Annotated in this window: 12 protein-coding genes; 11 read left to right on the top strand and 1 reads right to left on the bottom strand. The window is 36.1% G+C overall.

Going from position 1 to position 22,242, the window contains the following annotated elements:
• The 6 genes from rplA to NAT50_RS00730 all read left to right on the top strand — a co-directional run bounded on the left by rplA (position 1) and on the right by NAT50_RS00730 (position 10,681).
• Positions 1-690 (top strand): 50S ribosomal protein L1, encoded by a 690-nt coding sequence (gene rplA, locus NAT50_RS00755; protein WP_250590497.1) that lies wholly within the window; start codon positions 1-3, stop codon positions 688-690.
• Between the two features lie 22 nt (positions 691-712).
• Positions 713-1,213, top strand: a complete 501-nt coding sequence (rplJ, locus tag NAT50_RS00750; protein WP_250590495.1) for a 50S ribosomal protein L10 — start codon at positions 713-715, stop codon at positions 1,211-1,213.
• Positions 1,214-1,267: 54 nt separating this feature from the next.
• Positions 1,268-1,636 (top strand): 50S ribosomal protein L7/L12, encoded by a 369-nt coding sequence (rplL, locus tag NAT50_RS00745; protein WP_073309946.1) that lies wholly within the window; start codon positions 1,268-1,270, stop codon positions 1,634-1,636.
• A 259-nt stretch (positions 1,637-1,895) separates the two neighbouring features.
• Positions 1,896-5,708: a DNA-directed RNA polymerase subunit beta gene (gene rpoB, locus NAT50_RS00740; RefSeq protein WP_250590493.1), complete on the top strand. Its 3,813-nt coding sequence runs from the start codon at positions 1,896-1,898 to the stop codon at positions 5,706-5,708.
• 225 nt (positions 5,709-5,933) lie between these two features.
• A complete protein-coding gene (rpoC, locus tag NAT50_RS00735) occupies positions 5,934-10,235 on the top strand; it encodes a DNA-directed RNA polymerase subunit beta' (protein ID WP_250590491.1) in 4,302 nt (1,433 codons plus the stop codon).
• A 134-nt stretch (positions 10,236-10,369) separates the two neighbouring features.
• Positions 10,370-10,681 carry a DUF3467 domain-containing protein gene (locus tag NAT50_RS00730; protein WP_250590489.1) on the top strand — a complete coding sequence of 104 codons (312 nt, stop codon included), beginning with the start codon at positions 10,370-10,372 and terminating at the stop codon, positions 10,679-10,681.
• Positions 10,682-10,765: 84 nt separating this feature from the next.
• On the opposite strand, the gene NAT50_RS00725 is transcribed toward NAT50_RS00730, so the two are convergent.
• On the bottom strand, positions 10,766-12,355 hold the full coding sequence (locus NAT50_RS00725; RefSeq protein WP_250590487.1) for a peptide chain release factor 3: 1,590 nt from the start codon (positions 12,353-12,355) through the stop codon (positions 10,766-10,768).
• A gap of 154 nt (positions 12,356-12,509) precedes the next feature.
• Here NAT50_RS00725 and NAT50_RS00720 point away from each other — a divergent pair, with 154 nt between their 5' ends.
• The 5 genes from NAT50_RS00720 to NAT50_RS00700 all read left to right on the top strand — a co-directional run bounded on the left by NAT50_RS00720 (position 12,510) and on the right by NAT50_RS00700 (position 22,241).
• Complete coding sequence (locus NAT50_RS00720) at positions 12,510-14,486, top strand: peptidylprolyl isomerase (protein WP_250590485.1); 1,977 nt, start codon at positions 12,510-12,512, stop codon at positions 14,484-14,486.
• A gap of 25 nt (positions 14,487-14,511) precedes the next feature.
• Positions 14,512-15,873 carry a peptidylprolyl isomerase gene (locus tag NAT50_RS00715; RefSeq protein WP_250590483.1) on the top strand — a complete coding sequence of 454 codons (1,362 nt, stop codon included), beginning with the start codon at positions 14,512-14,514 and terminating at the stop codon, positions 15,871-15,873.
• 79 nt (positions 15,874-15,952) lie between these two features.
• Positions 15,953-16,906, top strand: coding sequence for an AAA family ATPase (locus NAT50_RS00710; RefSeq protein WP_250590481.1), 954 nt, complete (start codon positions 15,953-15,955; stop codon positions 16,904-16,906).
• A gap of 179 nt (positions 16,907-17,085) precedes the next feature.
• Positions 17,086-19,857, top strand: a complete 2,772-nt coding sequence (locus tag NAT50_RS00705) for a bifunctional aconitate hydratase 2/2-methylisocitrate dehydratase (protein ID WP_250590479.1) — start codon at positions 17,086-17,088, stop codon at positions 19,855-19,857.
• A gap of 119 nt (positions 19,858-19,976) precedes the next feature.
• Positions 19,977-22,241 carry an aconitate hydratase gene (locus tag NAT50_RS00700; RefSeq protein ID WP_250590477.1) on the top strand — a complete coding sequence of 755 codons (2,265 nt, stop codon included), beginning with the start codon at positions 19,977-19,979 and terminating at the stop codon, positions 22,239-22,241.
• Position 22,242 lies beyond the last annotated feature (1 nt).

The following is a 22,242-nucleotide window of genomic DNA, read 5'->3' as shown; positions in this document are numbered from 1 at the left end:
ATGGCAAAATTAACAAAAAAGCAAAAAGTTGCAGCTTCAAAAATTGAGAAGAATAAACTATATTCTTTAAAAGATGCTTCTGCATTAATCAAAGAGGTTGCTTCTGCAAAATTTGATGAATCTGTTGATATCGCTGTTAAATTAGGAGTTGACCCTCGTAAAGCGAATCAAATGGTTAGAGGTGTGGTTTCATTACCTCACGGAACTGGTAAAGATATGAGAGTATTAGCCTTAGTTACGCCGGATAAAGAGGCTGAAGCTAAAGCGGCTGGTGCTGATTATGTAGGTCTTGATGACTATCTACAAAAAATCAAAGACGGTTGGACAGATGTAGACGTTATCGTTACTATGCCTGCAGTTATGGGTAAATTAGGTCCATTAGGTCGTATTTTAGGACCTCGTGGTTTAATGCCAAACCCTAAAACCGGTACAGTTACTATGGAAGTAGGTAAAGCTGTAGAAGAGGTTAAATCTGGAAAAATTGACTTCAAAGTAGATAAAACAGGTATTGTTCATGCTGGAATTGGTAAAGTGTCTTTCGATGCTCAAAAAATTCAAGAGAACGCGCACGAAATTATTCAAACATTAATTAAATTAAAACCAACTGCTGCAAAAGGTACTTATATTAAGTCAATCCACTTATCTAGTACTATGAGTCCGGCTATCGCTTTAGATCCTAAAGCAGTATAATTGGTAGTTAAAAGTTTTTGATATGACAAGAGAAGAAAAATCAATCGCTATTGGAGATTTAACTGCACAATTGGCTGGAGCAAATATCGTATATCTTGCTGATATTTCTGGTTTAAATGCAGATACTACTTCAAATTTAAGAAGAGCTTGTTTCAAAGCAGGTATCAAATTAGAAGTTGTTAAAAACACTTTGCTAGCTAAGGCTATGGAAGCTTCTGATAAAGAATTTGGTGAATTACCATCTACTTTAAAAGGAAACACTTCAATTATGATTGCTGACATTGCAAATGCTCCTGCAAAAATTATTAAAGAATTCCGTAAAAAAGGTGATAAGCCAGTTTTAAAAGGTGCTTACATCAACGACGAAATTTATATTGGTGATAACCTATTAGAGTCATTAGCTTCTCTTAAATCTAAAGAAGAAGTTATTGGAGAAATCATCGGATTATTACAATCACCTGCTCAACGTATTATTTCTGCATTACTTAATAATGCTGAAACTAAAGGTGAAGCAGCAGAATAATTAGCGCACTAAATAAATTATATAAATTACAAATCATTTTAAAAGATAGAAAAAATGGCAGATTTGAAACAATTCGCAGAACAATTAGTAAACTTAACTGTTAAAGAAGTTAACGATTTAGCTACAATATTAAAAGATGAATATGGTATCGAGCCAGCTGCTGCTGCTGTAGTAGTTGCTGCAGGTGGAGGTGAAGCTGCTGCTGCTGAACAAACAGAATTCACAGTAGTATTGAAAGATGCTGGTGCTTCTAAATTAGGAGTTGTTAAAGCGGTTAAAGAATTAACTGGTTTAGGTCTTAAAGAAGCTAAAGATTTAGTTGACGCTGCTCCAACTAACGTAAAAGAAGCTGTTTCTAAAGACGAGGCTGAAGGTCTTAAAAAAGCTTTAGAAGAGGCAGGAGCTGTTGTTGAGCTTAAATAAGCTAACATAGTTTAGAATACAGGTTTAGGCCTTGAGTATAGCACTCAAAGGCCTAAACCATTTTTCGTATAATGAATTTATTACTTTATTTAGATAAATTTTAACACGAAAATTTTTAAATCAATACGAAGGCAAAAATAAAAACTTACTTCATTTTATTTTCAGAGATGTATTGGTTACAAAAAGAAGTATGAATAGTTTTTAATTGGTTGTGTTTTACACAAAAATTACTTTTTTTTAATCAAAATTTTGTCCATTGATGATAACAAATCAAACTGAAAGATTGAATTTTGCCTCTACAAAAAATATTCCTAATTATCCAGATTTCTTGGATGTTCAGGTTAAGTCGTTTAAAGATTTTTTCCAATTGGAAACCAAATCTGACGAAAGAGGTAATGAAGGTTTATACAACACCTTCATGGAAAATTTCCCAATCACTGACACTCGTAATCAATTCGTTTTAGAATTCCTTGATTACTTTGTTGACCCACCTCGTTACACAATCGAAGAATGTATAGATAGAGGTCTTACTTACAGTGTACCATTAAAAGCACGTTTAAAATTATACTGTACAGATCCAGAGCACGAAGACTTCGAAACAATTGTGCAAGATGTATACTTAGGTACTATCCCTTACATGACGCCTAGCGGTACTTTCGTAATTAACGGAGCTGAGCGCGTTGTAGTATCTCAGTTGCACCGTTCTCCTGGTGTGTTCTTTGGACAATCTTTCCATGCAAATGGAACTAAATTATATTCTGCCCGTGTAATTCCTTTCAAAGGTTCATGGATTGAATTTGCTACCGATATCAATAGCGTAATGTATGCTTATATCGATAGAAAGAAAAAATTACCTGTTACTACTCTTTTCCGTGCCATTGGTTTCGAAAGAGATAAAGATATTTTGGAGATTTTTGACCTTGCAGAAGAAATTAAAGTTTCTAAATCTGGGTTAAAAAAATATGTTGGAAGGAAATTAGCTGCTCGTGTTTTAAATACATGGCATGAAGATTTCGTTGACGAGGATACTGGTGAAGTAGTATCTATCGAGCGTAACGAAATTATTTTAGATCGTGATACGATTTTAGATAAAGATAATGTAGAAGAAATTGTAGAATCTAATGTAAAATCAATCTTATTACATAAAGAAGATTTAAATACGGCTGATTATTCAATCATTCACAATACATTACAAAAAGACCCTACGAACTCTGAAAAAGAAGCAGTAGAACACATTTACCGTCAGTTACGTAATGCTGAACCGCCTGATGAAGAAACGGCTCGTGGAATTATCGACAAGTTATTCTTCTCGGATCAACGTTACAACTTAGGAGATGTTGGTCGTTATAGAATGAACAAAAAATTAGGTCTTGATATTCCTATGGATAAGCAGGTGCTTACTAAAGAGGATATCATTACTATCGTTAAATATTTAATCGAGTTAATTAACTCTAAAGCAGAGATCGATGATATTGACCACTTATCTAACCGTCGTGTACGTACAGTAGGTGAGCAGTTATCGGCTCAGTTTGGTGTTGGTTTAGCTCGTATGGCTCGTACTATTCGTGAGCGTATGAACGTTCGTGATAATGAGGTGTTTACACCAATCGATTTGATTAATGCAAAAACATTATCATCGGTGATCAACTCATTCTTCGGTACGAACCAATTATCTCAGTTCATGGATCAAACCAATCCATTAGCAGAGATTACGCACAAACGTCGTTTGTCGGCTTTAGGTCCTGGTGGTTTATCTAGAGAGAGAGCTGGATTCGAGGTTCGTGACGTTCACTACACGCACTACGGTCGTTTATGTCCGATTGAAACGCCGGAAGGACCAAACATTGGTTTGATTTCTTCTCTTGGAGTTTATGCGAAAGTAAACGGAATGGGATTCATTGAGACTCCTTATCGTAAAGTAACTAATGGAAAAATTGACCTTACAGAAGATCCAGTATACTTAAGTGCTGAAGAAGAAGAAGGTAAATTAATTGCTCAAGCTAATATTGCAATTGATAATGAAGGAAAAATAACTGAGGATAAAGTAATTGCTAAACAAGATGCCGATTTCCCTGTAGTTGATCCAACAGAGTTAGATTATGCCGACGTGGCACCGAATCAGATTGCATCTATTTCCGCTTCATTAATTCCATTCTTAGAGCATGATGATGCGAACCGTGCTTTGATGGGGTCAAACATGATGCGTCAGGCCGTTCCATTATTACGTCCTGAATCGCCAATTGTAGGAACCGGATTAGAGCGTCAAGTAGCTTCAGATTCTCGTGTATTGATTAATGCAGAAGGTAATGGTACAGTAGAATATGTAGATGCTAACATGATTACTATTAAGTATGAAAGAACTGATGCGGAAAGAGCAGTAAGTTTTGATACAGATGAAAAATCATATAACCTTATTAAGTTTAGAAAAACGAACCAAAGTACTTCAATAAACTTAAAACCTATTGTAAGAAAAGGTGATAAAGTGGTAAAAGGACAGGTGCTTTGTGAAGGTTATGCCACTCAAAACGGTGAATTAGCATTAGGTAGAAACTTACAAGTAGCTTTCATGCCTTGGAAAGGATACAATTTCGAGGATGCTATTGTAATTTCTGAGAAAGTAGTTCGTGATGATATCTTTACTTCAATCCATATCGATGATTATTCATTAGAAGTTCGTGATACAAAATTAGGTAACGAAGAGCTGACTAATGATATTCCAAACGTATCGGAAGAAGCTACTAAAGATTTAGATGAAAATGGTATGATTAGAATTGGTGCCGAGGTAAAACCTGGTGACATTCTAATCGGAAAAATTACACCTAAAGGAGAATCAGATCCTACTCCAGAAGAGAAGTTATTAAGAGCAATCTTCGGTGATAAAGCAGGTGATGTAAAAGATGCTTCATTAAAAGCGTCTCCTTCATTACACGGTGTAGTTTTAGATAAAAAATTATTCTCAAGAGCTGTAAAAGATAAACGTAAGCGTTCTCAAGACAAAGACGAATTGGCTGCTCTTGAAATGGAATTCGAAACTAAATTTGTTGAATTAAAAGACAGATTAATCGATAAGTTATTTGCTATTGTTGATGGTAAAACTTCACAAGGAGTAATGAACGATTTAGGAGAAGAAGTATTACCAAAAGGTAAGAAATATTCTAAAAAGATGTTACAAGCTGTGGAGGATTTCGCTCACTTAACCAAAGGACAGTGGGTAGCTGATGACGAAACTAATGCAATGGTTAATGATTTAATTCATAACTATAAAATTAAATTAAACGACCTTCAAGGAGCGTTACGTCGTGAGAAATTCACTATCACTGTAGGTGACGAGTTACCGTCAGGTATATTGAAATTAGCGAAAGTTTACATCGCTAAGAAACGTAAATTAAAAGTAGGTGATAAGATGGCAGGACGTCACGGTAACAAAGGTATCGTTGCACGTATCGTTCGTCAGGAAGATATGCCATTCTTAGAAGACGGAACACCAGTAGACATCGTATTGAATCCACTTGGGGTACCTTCACGTATGAACATCGGTCAGATCTATGAAACAGTTCTAGGTTGGGCAGGGAAGAAGTTAGGGAAGAAGTTCGCTACACCAATTTTTGATGGAGCTTCTTTAGACGAGATCAATGCTTTAACTGATGAGGCAGGAGTACCAAGATTTGGACATACTTATCTATACGATGGTGGAACTGGAGAACGTTTCCATCAACCAGCAACTGTGGGTGTAATTTATATGTTGAAATTAGGTCACATGGTAGATGATAAGATGCACGCTCGTTCTATTGGTCCTTACTCTTTAATCACGCAACAACCATTAGGTGGTAAAGCACAATTTGGAGGTCAGCGTTTCGGAGAGATGGAGGTTTGGGCACTAGAAGCTTATGGAGCATCAAGTACTCTACGTGAAATCTTAACCGTGAAGTCTGACGACGTAATCGGTAGAGCTAAAACTTACGAAGCAATCGTTAAGGGTGAAACAATGCCTGAACCAGGTTTACCGGAATCATTCAATGTATTAATGCATGAATTAAAAGGTCTTGGTTTAGACATTCGTTTAGAAGAATAAATATATTTTCAGTAATCGGTTCCGATTTTTCGGAACTGATTGCTTATTAATTCGAGTTTTTAGGATTTAGCCCCGTAAACCGTTCCGATTTTTTATAAAACAAGGTTTTATAACTAGCACTTCTAGAGAGGTTTAGAAGTTTTGAGAAGTAATTCGTGGGAGTTGGCAAGTTGTATTGCCACTATTAAATCAATTTTAATTGCAAATAAATCAATAGTAGAAACTATGATGAATAGAAACAAAGACAAGAATACCATTAAACGATTCGATAAAATTTCGATAGGTTTAGCTTCACCAGAATCCATTTTGGCAGAATCTCGTGGAGAGGTATTAAAACCAGAAACTATCAACTATAGAACGCACAAACCTGAACGTGATGGTCTTTTCTGTGAAAGAATTTTCGGTCCAGTAAAAGATTTTGAATGTGCTTGTGGTAAATATAAAAGAATCCGATACAAAGGAATCGTTTGTGACCGTTGTGGGGTTGAAGTTACTGAGAAAAAAGTACGTCGTGACCGTGTAGGACACATCAATTTAGTGGTTCCAATCGCACACATTTGGTATTTCCGTTCGTTGCCAAACAAAATTGGTTACATCTTAGGATTACCATCTAAAAAATTAGATATGATCATTTACTATGAGCGTTATGTAGTTATCCAACCGGGTATCGCTAAAAATGCTGATGGTGAATCATTACAAAAAATGGACTTCCTAACAGAAGAAGAATACTTAAATATTTTGGATTCTCTTCCTATGGAAAACCAATATCTAGACGATACAGATCCTAATAAATTCATCGCCAAAATGGGTGCTGAATGTATTATGGATTTATTAGCGCGTGTAGATTTAGATGCTTTATCGTATCAATTACGTCATGCGGCTAATAATGAAACGTCTAAACAAAGAAAAACAGAAGCTTTAAAACGTCTTCAAGTAGTAGAATCTTTCCGTGAAGCAAATCAAAACAGAGAGAATTTACCAGAATGGATGATCTTGAAAGTAATTCCTGTTATCCCACCTGAATTACGCCCGTTAGTTCCACTTGATGGAGGTCGTTTTGCAACTTCAGATTTAAATGACTTGTACCGTCGTGTAATTATCCGTAATAATCGTTTAAAACGATTAATGGAAATTAAAGCTCCTGAAGTAATCTTACGTAATGAAAAACGTATGTTACAAGAGGCTGTAGATTCATTATTCGATAATACAAGAAAAGCTTCTGCGGTTAAAACAGAATCAAACAGACCATTAAAATCATTATCAGATTCATTAAAAGGTAAACAAGGACGTTTCCGTCAAAACTTACTAGGTAAACGTGTGGATTATTCTGCTCGTTCGGTAATTGTCGTTGGACCTGAATTGAAAATGTATGAGTGTGGTTTGCCAAAAGATATGGCGGCTGAATTGTACAAACCATTCGTTATTCGTAAATTAATCGAAAGAGGAATTGTTAAAACAGTTAAGTCAGCTAAGAAAATTATTGACAAAAAAGAGCCAGTGGTATGGGATATCCTTGAAAACGTAATTAAAGGACATCCAGTATTACTAAACCGTGCTCCTACGTTACACCGTTTAGGTATTCAGGCATTCCAACCTAAACTAATCGAAGGAAAAGCGATCCAGTTACATCCATTAACATGTACGGCGTTTAACGCGGATTTCGATGGTGACCAGATGGCGGTTCACTTACCATTAGGACCAGAGGCTATTTTAGAGGCTCAGTTGTTAATGTTAGGTTCTCACAATATTTTGAACCCTGCTAACGGAGCGCCTATTACGGTTCCTTCTCAGGACATGGTATTGGGTCTATATTACATGACCAAAGAACGTTTATCAACACCAGAACATCCTATTTTAGGAGAAGGCTTGACTTTCTATTCTTCAGAAGAAGTACATATTGCTTTAAATGAAGGGAAATTAGAGTTGAATGCTAGAATCAAAATTAGAGCAAAAGACTTTAATGAAAATGGTGAATTAGTTTATAAAATTATCCAAACTACTGCAGGTAGAGTATTATTTAACGAAGTAGTGCCAGAAGCAGCTGGATATATCAATGAGGTTTTAACTAAGAAATCATTACGTGATATTATTGGAAAAATCCTTGCTGTAACAGATGTTCCTACAACAGCAGCTTTCTTGGATAACATGAAAGACATGGGATATAGATTCGCTTTCAAAGGAGGTTTATCATTCTCTTTGGGAGATATCAAGATTCCAGAGCAAAAAGAAGCATTAATTGCAGAAGCAAGAGAGCAAGTGGATGTTATTTCCATGAACTATAACATGGGTCTTATTACCAATAATGAGCGTTACAACCAAGTTATTGATATTTGGACTTCTGCCAATGCACAATTGACGGAGTTAGCGATGAAAAATATCCGTGAGGACCAGCAAGGTTTCAACTCGGTATATATGATGCTTGATTCTGGAGCCCGTGGTTCCAAAGAGCAGATTCGTCAGTTAACCGGTATGCGTGGTTTGATGGCTAAGCCTAAAAAATCGACAGCTAGTGGTGGAGAAATTATTGAAAACCCGATCTTATCGAACTTTAAAGAAGGTCTTTCCATCTTAGAATACTTCATCTCTACGCACGGTGCTCGTAAAGGTCTTGCGGATACGGCGTTAAAAACGGCGGATGCGGGTTACTTAACTCGTCGTTTACATGACGTAGCTCAGGATGTAATTGTAAACCAAGTAGATTGTGGTACATTAAGAGGAGTTGAAGTTACTGCTTTAAAGAAAAACGAAGAAATCGTTGAAACTTTAGGGGAAAGAATCTTAGGACGTGTAGCATTACAAGATGTTATCAATCCATTAACTTCTGAGGTAATTGTAGCTGCTGGTGAACACATCACGGAAGCAATTGTTAAAGAAATTGAAGCTTCTCCAGTTGAAAAAGTAGAAGTACGTTCTCCTTTAACTTGTGAGGCTGAAAAAGGTATTTGTGCTAAATGTTACGGACGTAACTTGGCTACAGGAAAAATGACTCAAAAAGGTGAAGCAGTAGGAGTTATTGCAGCACAATCAATTGGTGAGCCAGGAACACAGTTAACACTTCGTACGTTCCACGTTGGAGGGGTTGCAGGAGGTTTGTCAGAAGAGTCAAGTATTGTTGCTAAATTCCCAGGACGTTTAGAAATCGAAGATTTAAAAACAGTTAAGGGTGAAGATAATGAGGGTAATGTTGTAGATATCGTAATTTCTCGTTCAACAGAATTAAAATTAGTAGATGAGAAGACAGGTATTTTATTAAGTACTCATAACATCCCTTACGGATCTAGCATTTTTGTTGCTGATGGTCAATCAGTAGGAAAAGGTGAAGTAATCTGTAAATGGGACCCTTATAATGGAGTTATTATCTCAGAATTTACTGGTAAAGTAGGTTACGAAGATTTAGAGCAAGGACAATCGTTCATGGTTGAAATCGACGAGCAAACTGGATTCCAAGAAAAAGTAATTTCTGAAGGTAGAAATAAAAAATTAATCCCGACTTTACATATCTATGGTAAAGATGGTGAATTAATTCGTTCTTATAACTTACCAGTGGGAGCCCACCTTATGGTTGAAGACGGTGAGAAAATTAAAGCAGGTAAAATTTTAGTGAAAATCCCACGTCGTTCTTCTAAAGCAGGCGATATCACGGGAGGTTTACCAAGAATTACTGAGTTATTAGAAGCTCGTAACCCTTCTAATCCAGCGGTGGTTTCTGAAATCGATGGTGTAGTATCATTCGGTAAAATTAAGAGAGGTAACCGTGAGATTATTGTAGAGTCTAAATTTGGAGAAGTTAAGAAATACTTGGTTAAATTATCTAATCAAATCTTAGTTCAAGAAAATGACTTCGTGAGAGCGGGAATGCCTTTATCAGATGGGGCTATTACTCCAGAAGATATTCTAAGAATTCAAGGTCCTGCGGCGGTTCAACAATACTTAGTGAATGAAATTCAAGAGGTATACCGTTTACAAGGGGTAAAAATCAATGACAAACACTTCGAGGTAGTGATTCGTCAGATGATGCGTAAAGTTCAGGTACAAGATCCTGGAGATACGTTATTCCTTGAAGAACAATTAATTCATACTAAAGATTTTATCGCAGAAAACGATAAATTATACGGAATGAAAGTGGTTGAAGATGCAGGAGATTCGGTTAACTTGAAACCAGGTCAGATTGTATCAGCTCGTGAATTACGTGATGAAAATTCATTGTTAAAACGCGAAGATAAAAACTTAGTAGTAGCACGTGATGTAATTACTGCTACAGCGACTCCAATACTTCAAGGTATTACAAGAGCATCGTTACAAACTAAGTCGTTCATTTCTGCGGCATCGTTCCAGGAAACTACTAAAGTATTGAATGAAGCTGCAGTTGCAGGTAAAATTGATACGTTAGAAGGTCTTAAAGAAAATGTAATTGTAGGTCACAGAATTCCTGCCGGTACAGGTATGAGAGACTACGACAATACAATTGTAGGTTCTAAAGAAGAATATGACGAATTAATGATTACAAAAGAAGAATTTAACTACTAGTAATTAAATTTCTGATTATATTTATAAATCCTAACAGTGCATACTGTTAGGATTTTTTTAAATCAATTATTATCTCCTCACGTTATCATCTTAGAGTGTGCATCGTAGAAGGAGAACTTTTAAAATAGTGAAACATGAACAATCAGAACAATCCAGAAGGACAAATTAACATTGAACTAGATGAAGCTACAGCAGATGGGATCTATTCCAATTTAGCTATTATCAATCACTCTAATACAGAATTTGTAGTCGATTTTATTAACATCATGCCAGGAGTTCCTAAGGCAAAAGTAAAGTCTAGAATTATCTTGACGCCACAACATGCTAAAAGATTGGTTAGAGCTTTGGCAGATAATATTAATAGATTTGAAAGTACTCACGGAGAAATTAAAGAAACAGAACAAGCACCAATTCCGTTGAATTTTGGACCAACGGGGCAAGCATAATTTTTTCTCTACAAAGAGTGACTTATAAGAATAATAAAAGCGACCTTTTGGTCGCTTTTGTTTTTATTTTGAGAATGAATTGAATTATTCAAATTCAGAGGTGAAAAACAATTTCACACTTGGGTATTTACTTTGCGTCATTTGAATAGAAAAATCCGAATCGGCTAAGAAAACCAACTGACCGTATTTGTCCTTAGCTAAGAATTTTTGTTTGATTCGTTTAAATTCGGCAAATTCTTCATTTTTAGGATCTTCAGGTTTTACCCAACACGCCTTATAAGCGGGGAAATTTTCGTAGGTACATTTTGCACCATACTCATGTTCCAGTCGGTACTGAATTACTTCATACTGAAGAGCTCCAACGGTTCCGATAACCTTTCTGCCGTTCATTTCTAATGTAAATAACTGAGCAACACCTTCGTCCATTAGCTGATCTACTCCTTTTTCTAACTGTTTCGATTTTAATGGATCGGCATTGTTAATATATCTGAAATGTTCCGGAGAGAAACTAGGAATACCTTTAAAACTCATTTGTTCCCCTTCTGTTAAGGTGTCACCAATTTTAAAGTTTCCAGTATCGTGTAATCCAACAATATCACCAGGATAAGAAATATCTACAATTTCTTTCTTTTCAGCGAAAAAGGCATTTGGACTCGAGAATTTTAAATTTTTTCCTAATCGAACATGTAAATAAGGTTTGTTTCTTTCAAAAGTTCCAGATACAATTTTTATGAAAGCCAATCGGTCACGGTGTTTTGGATCCATGTTGGCGTGAATCTTAAATACAAACCCAGAGAATTTCTCTTCTTCTGGTTTTACTTCTCTCGTATCCGAATCTTTAGGACGTGGAGAAGGTGCAATTTCAATGAAACAATCTAATAATTCACGAACCCCAAAATTATTCAACGCAGAACCAAAGAAAACCGGTTGTAAATCACCTTTTAGATAAGCTTCTCGGTCAAAAGGAGGATAAACTTCACTAATTAATTCTAATTCTTCACGTAGTCTATTAGCTGGTTTTTCACCAATGATGTTTTCTAGTTCAGGACTGTTTACATCTTCAAAAGCAATGGTTTCTTCAATATTCTTGCGGCTGTCTCCTTCAAAAATATTAATATTCTTCTCCCAGATGTTGTAAATTCCTTGAAAATCATATCCCATACCAATTGGGAAACTTAATGGCGTTACATGAAGTCCTAATTTCTTTTCTACTTCATCCATCAAGTCGAATGCATCCTTACCTTCACGGTCCAATTTGTTGATAAACACAATCATTGGAATATTTCGCATTCGACAAACCTCTACCAATTTTTCAGTTTGTTCTTCGACACCTTTCGCAACATCAATCACCACAATAACACTATCCACAGCAGTTAAAGTTCTGAAAGTATCTTCGGCAAAATCTTTGTGTCCTGGAGTGTCCAGAATGTTGATTTTTTTGTCCTTATAATTGAATGCTAGAACTGAAGTAGCTACGGAAATCCCTCTTTGGCGTTCAATTTCCATAAAGTCGGAGGTGGCTCCTTTTTTAATTTTATTGCTTTTTACGGCTCCCGCTTCCTGAATTGCACCTCCAAATAATAATAACTTTTCGGTCAAAGTTGTTTTACCCGCATCGGGGTGGGAGATAATACCGAAGGTTCTTCGGCGTTGTATTTCTTTTAAAAAACTCATAATGACATTGTAAAATGGTTTGCAAAAGTACTATTTTTCGTTAATAAATTTTTGTTAATACATGTTATTATAGTTGGATAATATCTCCGAATTGCTATTTTTGTTCGTTATTTGAAAAATAAATTAAAAAAACAATTGTTATACACTAATGAATATGACGTTCAATAAAATAATTTTAAGTTTGTTATTGGCAGTAAATACCTTCTCTTTTGGACAACAAGTCAAAAAAGAAGTATTGTTTTCTATTGATGACAAGCCATATTATACGGATGAATTTGCTAGAGTTTACAATAAAAATATTGATTTAGTTAAAGATGAATCTCAAAAAGATTTGAATCAGTATTTAGAACTTTTTTTGGGATACAAATTAAAAATTAACAAAGCGAATAAATTAGGTTTACAAAATGACCCGAAATATATTAGTGAATTAAAGTCTTACAGAAGTCAACTTGCTAAAAATTATACTTCGGATATCAAGGTAACCAAAGCGCTTATTGATGAAGCTTATGCCAGATCGCAGAAAGAGGTAAAAGCAGCTCATATTCTTATCATGTGCGACGAAAATGCTTTACCATCTGATACATTAAAAGCGTACCATCAAATTCTTGATATTCGTAAAAAGATAATTGCAGGAGCTAATTTCGAAGAGATGGCTCAACAATTCTCTCAAGATCCATCGGCGAAAGAAAACAAAGGGGATTTAGGTTATTTTTCAGCTTTCAGAATGGTATATCCTTTCGAAAGTGCAGCTTATAAGACCAAAGTAGGTGAGGTTTCAATGCCTGTTAGAACTAAGTTTGGTTATCATTTGGTAAAGGTTAATGATTTACGTGATAATAGAGGAGAAGTGACAGTGGCTCACATCATGATCTTAAAGCCTAGAGCAGAAGGAGAAACTCCTGTGGATACAGAAAAACAAAAGGCTACCATTCAGGAAATTTATACCAAATTAAAACAAGGAGAAAATTTTGAAAGTTTAGCGACACAATTTTCAGAGGATCAAAACTCGGGTCCACGTGGTGGTGTATTGCCTAAATTTTCTTCGGGACAACTTAGTTCAGAAGAGTTTGAAAATGTTGCCTTCGGATTAAAAAATCCTGGGGATTATTCAGAGCCTTTTGAAACTGCATTTGGATGGCATATCGTGAAGTTAGTTGAAAGACATCCGCTTCAGCAATTGGAACAAATGGAGCGTGAATTAGAAAATAAAATTCGTCGTGACGATCGTTCTCGTTTAATCGCAAAATCACTAACATCTAAACTTCGTAAAAAATACACTGTTAAAAGAAATGATAAGCTGTACAAGTCTGTAAAAGCTACAGTGACAGATGATTATTATGATAACAAATGGACGTTGCCTGCGAACACTAAAGATTTTGAAAAAAAATTGGTGAAGATTCAAGACAAATCAATCAGCGCAACCGCTTTCTTGTCAGAGTTGGAATCACAACAAAAAGCGGGTCTAAAAATAAAACCTATAGGTAATTTGGTGGATTATTGCTATCAAAACTTTGTTGATAATCAATTAAACACCTATTACAACGATCACTTAGAAAGTGAGTTCCCGGAATTCGCTAACATCGTTGAAGAATATCGCGATGGATTATTATTGTTCGATTTAATGGAGAAAGAAATCTGGAACAAGGCGAAACAAGATAGTGTTGGGCTAAAAGATTTTTACAATAAAAATATTGATAAATACCAATGGAAGAATAGAGCAGAGGTAATTATCGTTTCTTCAACTAAAGAAGATGTAGCTAAAAAAGCACGCAAGATGTTGCTGTCTGGCGATAGTACAGAGGCTATAAAATCAAAATTTAACACCAAAGAAGTTGTAAATATTATGACCAAAGAGGAAGTGGTGGAGGAAGGAAATGCAAATTCGCCTAAAAATTTAATGTTCCAAACAGGAGTTTCAGAAGTGTATAAAGAAGGTGACTCTTATTTTGTGAATAAAGTAGTTAAAATAATTCCATCGGGTCCAAAAGCTCTAGACGAAATCAAAGGGCGAGTAATCAATGATTATCAACAGTTTTTAGAGGATAATTGGGTTTCGGAATTGAAGAAAGAATTCAAAATTACAATCAATCAGGAGGTTTTTGAGCGATTAAAAGCCCAAATGAAAAAATAATTAATGCCAATATAAAAGAAAGAAAATGAAATTTTTAAACGTTAAATGTAATGTGATCATCGCGACTTTGTTGATGGCTTTTGGAGCATCAGCTCAGGTGAACAAAACCAAAGTAGATGGTGTGATAGGAGTTGTGGGTGATTATATCATTTTAGATTCTGACATAGATAAAACTTATTTAGAACTGAAACAGCAAGGTGTAAATACAAACGAAATTACACGTTGTCAAATGCTAGGTAAGTTGTTGGAGGATAAACTTTATGCGCATCAAGCTATTCAGGATAGTATCATTGTTACAGATACAGAGGTTAATCAGAAATTAGAAGAACAATACGCTTACATGGTTGAGCAGTTAGGATCTGTAGAAAAAGTGGTGCAGTATTTTAAAAAAGCAAATGAAGAGGATTTAAAAACGGAGCTTTTTGAAATTATTAAAACTAACAAGTTAACTTCAGAAATGCAGAAAAAGATTGTTGATGAAGTAACTATCACACCGGAAGAAGTTCGTGATTTCTTCAAAAAAATTCCAAAAGACGAACTACCGGTTTTTGGTGCGGAAATGGAAATTGCTCAAATTGTGGTAAAACCTCAAGTAACCAAAGAAGCTGAGCAAAAAGCTATTGATCAATTAAAACAATTGAGAAAAGATGTTTTAGAAAACGGAGCGAGTTTCTTCAGTAAAGCAGTACTTTATTCGGAAGATCCTGGATCTCGTTCTACCGGTGGATTTTACAAAATGAACCGTAAAACACAATTCGTAAAAGAATTTAAAGACGTTGCTTTTAGTTTGCAAGAAGGTGAAATTTCAGAGCCTTTCAAAACAGAATTCGGGTATCATATTATTTATTTAGAAAAAGTAAGAGGACAGGATTTGGATTTACGTCATATCCTAATCACTCCAAAAGTGTCTGATGAGGTTTTGAAAGCTGCAAAAGAAAAAGCGGATTTAATCAGAAAAAGAATCCTTAACAAAGAAATTACCTTTTCTGAAGCAGCTAGAACGATGTCAGACGAAAAAGAAACGCGTAATGATGGAGGTTTGCTAACCAACCCTAAAACACAAGATACTCGTTTTGAATTAACTAAAATGGATCCATCTTTATATAGCATTGTAGCGAACCTTAAAGAAGGAGAGGTTTCTTTACCTATGGCGGATGAAGACCGTTCAGGAGGTAAATTTTACAAGATTATGACAGTAACTAATCGTTTTGATGAGCACACCGCTGATTATTCTAAAGATTACACTCGTTTGAAAGAATTAGCTTTGAAAGAAAAACAAATCAAAGCTATTGCCAAATGGACAGAAGAAAAAATTAAAGAAACCTACGTAAAAATCAATGACGAATATCGTGATTGTACTTTTACCAATAATTGGTTGAAAAAATAATTATTTTAGTATTTCGAAGAAAAGAGTTAGTTTTATGAATTCATAAGACTAACTCTTTTCAATTTAAATATAGTTCAAAATGTCTGACGTTGCAGCGATTCAAAATTTAGTTCAAAAGCAAAAAGAGCTTAAACAAGAAATTTCAAAAATTATTGTAGGCCAAGAAGAGGTGATTAATCAAATCGTTTTGAGTGTTTTCTCCGGTGGACATGCTTTGTTGGTGGGAGTTCCTGGTTTGGCAAAAACTTTAATGGTTAATACAATATCTCAGGCGCTCGGATTGGATTTTAAACGTATTCAGTTTACTCCGGATTTGATGCCTTCAGATATTTTGGGAAGTGAAATTTTAGATGAAAATCGTACGTTTAAGTTTATCAAAGGGCCTATTTTTTCCAATATCATTTTGGCAGACGAAATTAACCGTACACCACCCAAAACACAAGCGGCCTTGCTAGAAGCAATGCAGGAAAAAGCCGTAACCATTTCGGGGCATCATTATAAATTAGATTTGCCTTTTTTCGTTCTAGCTACTCAAAATCCAATAGAACAAGAGGGAACCTACCCTTTACCTGAAGCGCAGTTGGATCGTTTTATGTTCGCTATAAAATTAGATTACCCTTCGTTTGCAGAAGAGGTTCAGGTAGTGAAAAGTACGACTACCGATTATAAAGTGACGGTAAATTCGTTGTTTTCGGCTCAAGAAATCATCGATTTTCAACAGTTAATTAGAAGGATTCCAGTGCCGGATAACGTAATTGAGTATGCGGTAACTTTGGTTTCCAAAACGCGACCGGATAATCCTTTGGCGACAGAGTTTGTTAAGAATTATTTAGATTGGGGAGCGGGTCCTAGAGCTTCACAGAATTTAATTTTGGCTGCCAAAACACATGCAGCTTTAAATGGGAAATTTTCTCCGGATATTGAAGATGTTCAAGCAGTAGCCATTGGAATATTACGTCATCGTATTATTAAGAATTACAAAGCGGATGCTGAAGGAATTTCCGAAGAAGTAATTATAAAAAAACTGTTTTAAAAATTCATTTTTTTTAATTTTTGCCATTCTAATTGAATTTTCAGTAGTTTTTATAGTCTTTTAGATGGTTTTTCTGAAAAATAAAAAGCTTAACAAGATATTTGCTTTAAATATTTTAAAAAAGTGTGCCTATTTTGTAAATTTGGGCAACAAATAAAAACCTTATACTCGATATCAAAATGAATTTGTATACAGAATATCTTGCTGAAATTGAAGAGCGTAAAGCGCAAGGATTGCACCCAAAACCTATCGATGGTGCAGAATTATTAAGCGAAATTATTTCGCAAATCAAAGAGGTGAACAATCCTCACAGAGAAGCTTCTCTTAAATTTTTTATTTACAATACATTACCAGGTACAACACCTGCGGCTGGAGCTAAAGCTAAATTCTTAAAAGAAATTATTTTAGGTCAAGAAGTAGTAGCTGAAATCACGCCGACTTTTGCTTTTGAATTATTATCCCACATGAAAGGTGGTCCATCTATCGTAGTATTGTTGGATTTAGCTTTAGGAAATGATGAGGCAATTGCTAAACAAGCGGCTGAAGTTTTAAAAACACAAGTTTTCTTATACGATGCCGATATGGATAGTTTAAAAGTGGCTTATGAAAATGGAAATGCTGTAGCAAAAGACATTTTAGAAAGCTATGCGAAAGCAGAGTTCTTTACAAAACTTCCAGAAGTTCCGGAGGAAATCAAAGTAGTAACGTTTATTGCTGGAGAAGGTGATATCTCTACCGATTTATTATCTCCAGGGAATCAAGCGCACTCGCGTTCTGACCGTGAATTACACGGAAAATGTATGATTACGCCTCAAGCGCAAGAAGAAATCAAAGCTTTACAAGCACAACATCCGGATAAATCGGTAATGTTAATTGCTGAAAAAGGTACGATGGGTGTAGGTTCTTCTCGTATGTCGGGTGTAAATAACGTAGCACTTTGGACAGGAAAACAAGCGAGTCCTTATGTGCCATTCGTAAACTTTGCTCCAATTGTAGGTGGAACAAACGGAATTTCTCCAATTTTCCTTACTACAGTTGACGTAACAGGTGGTATCGGAATCGATTTGAAAAACTGGGTTAAAAAAACCGATGCTAATGGTGAATTAGTTCGTGATGAAAATGGAGAACCTGTTTTAGAGCAAGTATATTCAGTTGCAACGGGAACGGTTTTAACTATCAATACAAAAACAAAAAAATTATACAACGGTGATAAAGAATTGATTGATATTTCAAGATCATTCACGCCACAAAAAATGGAATTTATCAAAGCAGGTGGTTCTTATGCTATCGTTTTTGGTAAAAAATTACAAACATTTGCAGCTAAAACTTTAGGAATTGAAGCACCTCTTGTATACGCTCCTTCAAAAGAGATTCACAACGAAGGTCAGGGATTAACGGCTGTTGAGAAAATCTTCAACAAAAATGCTGTTGGAACTATTTCTAAACAAGTGTTGCATGCTGGTTCTGATGTTCGCGTTACCGTAAACATTGTAGGTTCGCAAGATACTACAGGTTTAATGACGGCTCAAGAATTAGAATCAATGGCAGCTACCGTGATCTCTCCAATTGTTGATGCAGCGTACCAATCAGGTTGTCATACAGCATCGGTTTGGGATAAAAAAGCACAAGCCAACATCCCGAAATTAATGCAATTCATGAATGATTTCGGATTGATTACAGCACGTGATCCAAAAGGTGTTTATCATCCAATGACCGACGTAATTCACAAAGTATTAAATGATATTACAGTTGATGAATGGGCTATCATTATTGGCGGTGACTCTCATACTAGAATGTCAAAAGGAGTAGCGTTTGGCGCAGACTCAGGAACTGTGGCTCTTGCTTTAGCAACTGGAGAAGCTTCAATGCCAATTCCACAATCGGTAAAAGTGACTTTCAAAGGAAGTATGCCAGATTATATGGACTTCCGCGATGTAGTTCATGCTACACAAGCGCAAATGTTACATCAATTTGGAGGTGAAAACGTATTCCAAGGTAGAATTATTGAAGTTCATATCGGAACTTTAACAGCTGACCAAGCGTTTACATTCACCGATTGGACTGCTGAAATGAAAGCAAAAGCGTCTATTTGTATTTCAGAAGATGAAACGTTAATCGAATCATTAGAAATTGCAAAAGGAAGAATTCAAATCATGATTGACAAGGGCATGGATAACAAAAACCGTGTACTTCAAGGATTAATCGATAAAGCAAACCAACGTATTGCGGAAATCCGTTCAGGTGAAAAACCAGCGTTACGTCCAGATGCTAATGCAAAATATTATGCAGAAGTAGTGGTAGATTTAGATCAAATCGCTGAGCCTATGATTGCTGACCCAGATGTTAACAACAAAGACGTTTCAAAACGTTATACACACGATACGATTCGTCCGCTTTCTTTCTACGGAGGTGAGAAAAAAGTAGATTTAGGATTCATCGGTTCTTGTATGGTTCACAAAGGCGATATGAAAATCTTAGCACAGATGTTGAAAAATATTGAAAAGCAACAAGGTAAAGTGGAATTCAAAGCGCCTTTAGTGGTAGCTCCTCCAACTTACAACATTGTGGACGAATTAAAAGCAGAAGGCGATTGGGAAGTATTACAAAAATATTCAGGATTTGAATTTGATGATAATGCTCCAAAAGCAGTGGCTCGTACTGAATATGAAAACATGTTATATTTAGAGCGTCCAGGTTGTAACCTATGTATGGGGAACCAAGAGAAAGCGTCTAAAGGAGATACCGTTATGGCAACATCAACACGTTTATTCCAAGGGCGTGTAGTGGAAGATTCTGCAGAGAAAAAAGGAGAATCTTTATTGTCATCTACTCCAGTGGTTGTATTATCGACAATTTTAGGAAGAACGCCTTCAATTGAAGAGTACAAACAAGCGGTAGAAGGCATTAACTTAACTAAGTTTGCTCCATCACACAAATTGTTAGTAGGATAATTGAAATACCTATAGATTAAAATGAAAAGCCTAAGTTTTTACTTAGGCTTTTTTGTTTTTTATCTGTTTGAATTTTTGTAAATTAGTAAGATTAAATAATAAATTTAAAACACACAACTATGGCATTTGATATAGAAATGATTGAAAAAGTGTACGCTACCATGGCAGAGCGAGTGGATAAAGCACGCGAGTTGGTTGGACGTCCTTTGACTTTATCGGAGAAAATTTTGTATTCGCATTTATGGGAAGGAATGCCAACACAAGCCTTCACAAGAGGAAAAGATTATGTTGACTTTGCTCCAGACAGAGTGGCTTGTCAAGATGCAACAGCCCAAATGGCTTTATTGCAATTTATGCATGCTGGAAAAAGTAAAGTAGCGGTTCCTACAACCGTACATTGCGACCATTTAATTCAAGCAAAATCGGGTGCGGAAGCTGATTTAGCTTTCGCGAATAAACAATCAAAAGAGGTTTTTGATTTCTTGTCATCAGTATCTAATAAATACGGCATTGGTTTTTGGAAACCGGGTTCAGGAATTATTCACCAAATTGTTTTAGAAAATTATGCATTTCCAGGTGGATTGATGATTGGAACCGATTCTCATACTGTAAATGCAGGTGGTTTAGGAATGTTAGCTATTGGTGTTGGTGGAGCAGATGCAGTAGACGTAATGTCGGGCATGTCTTGGGAATTAAAATTTCCAAAATTAATCGGTGTAAAATTAACGGGTAAATTAAACGGTTGGACCGCACCAAAAGACGTTATTTTAAAAGTAGCTGATATTTTAACCGTAAAAGGTGGAACGGGAGCTATAGTGGAATATTTCGGTGAAGGTGCTGAATCGATGTCGTGTACTGGAAAAGGAACCATTTGTAATATGGGTGCGGAAATCGGAGCTACCACTTCTACTTTCGGTTACGATGATTCGATGCGAAGATATTTAGTAGCAACTGGTCGTCAAGATGTGGTAAATGCAGCGGATAAAGTAGCTTCATATTTGACAGCTGATGCCGAAGTTTATGCGAATCCTGATAAATATTTTGATCAATTAATTGAAATTAACCTTTCAGAATTAGAACCACATATTAACGGGCCTTTCACCCCTGATAGAGGAACGCCAGTTTCTAAGATGAAAGCCGAAGCTGAAGCGAATGGTTGGCCGATAAAGGTAGAATGGGGCTTAATCGGTTCGTGTACCAATTCGTCTTACGAAGATATGTCGCGCGCCGCTTCCATTGTGAGACAAGCTGTGGCGCATGGTATTACTCCAAAAGCAGAATTTGGAATTAATCCAGGTTCGGAACAAATTCGATACACCATTGAACGAGATGGAATCATTGCCGATTTTGAGAAAATGGGAACTAAAGTGTTTACGAATGCTTGCGGACCTTGTATTGGGCAATGGGATAGAGAAGGAGCGGACAAACAAGAGAAAAACACCATCGTGCATTCATTCAACCGAAACTTTTCAAAAAGAGCCGATGGAAATCCGAATACACACGCTTTTGTAACCTCTCCTGAAATGGTGGCAGCCATAGCCATTGCAGGGCGTTTGGATTTTAATCCCATCACTGATACTTTATTAAACGATAATGGAGAAGCGGTTAAATTAAATCCACCTATTGGCGATGAATTGCCAACCAAAGGTTTTGATGTAAAAGATCTTGGTTTTCAAGCACCAGCAGCTGACGGTTCTAGCGTAGAAGTTGTAGTTTCTCCGACTTCAGACCGATTACAGCTATTAGCGCCCTTTGATGCTTGGGATGGTAAAAATATTACAGGCGCCAAATTGTTAATAAAAGCGTTCGGGAAATGTACGACTGATCATATTTCGATGGCTGGACCTTGGTTGCGTTTTCGTGGCCATTTGGATAATATTTCGAATAACATGTTGATTGGTGCGGAAAATGCATTTAATGGAAAAGCGAATTCGGTGAAAAACCAATTAACAGGCGCTTATGATGAGGTGCCAAAAGTACAAAGAGCTTACAAAGCAGCTAGAATACCTTCTATTGTTGTGGGCGATCATAATTATGGTGAAGGTTCTTCACGGGAACATGCGGCTATGGAACCAAGACATTTGGGCGTGAAAGCCGTTTTAGTGAAATCATTCGCGCGTATCCATGAGACCAATTTGAAAAAACAAGGAATGTTAGCTTTAACGTTTGCCAACGAAGCGGATTACGATAAAATTCAAGAAGACGATACCATCAATTTCTTAGATTTAACCGACTTTGCGCCAGGTAAACCACTGACATTGGAATTTGTTCATGCTGATGGTTCTAAAGACATTATCATGGCAAATCACACTTATAACGAGGGACAAATTGGATGGTTTGTGGCCGGTTCTGCTTTGAACTTAATTGCTGCCGGAAAAGCGTAAT

Origin of the sequence: Flavobacterium luminosum (assembly GCF_023635005.1) — a bacterium.
Lineage (GTDB): Bacteria > Bacteroidota > Bacteroidia > Flavobacteriales > Flavobacteriaceae > Flavobacterium > Flavobacterium luminosum.
Note: the sequence above shows the minus strand (reverse complement) of the source record. Positions and strands in the feature narration are given on the sequence as shown.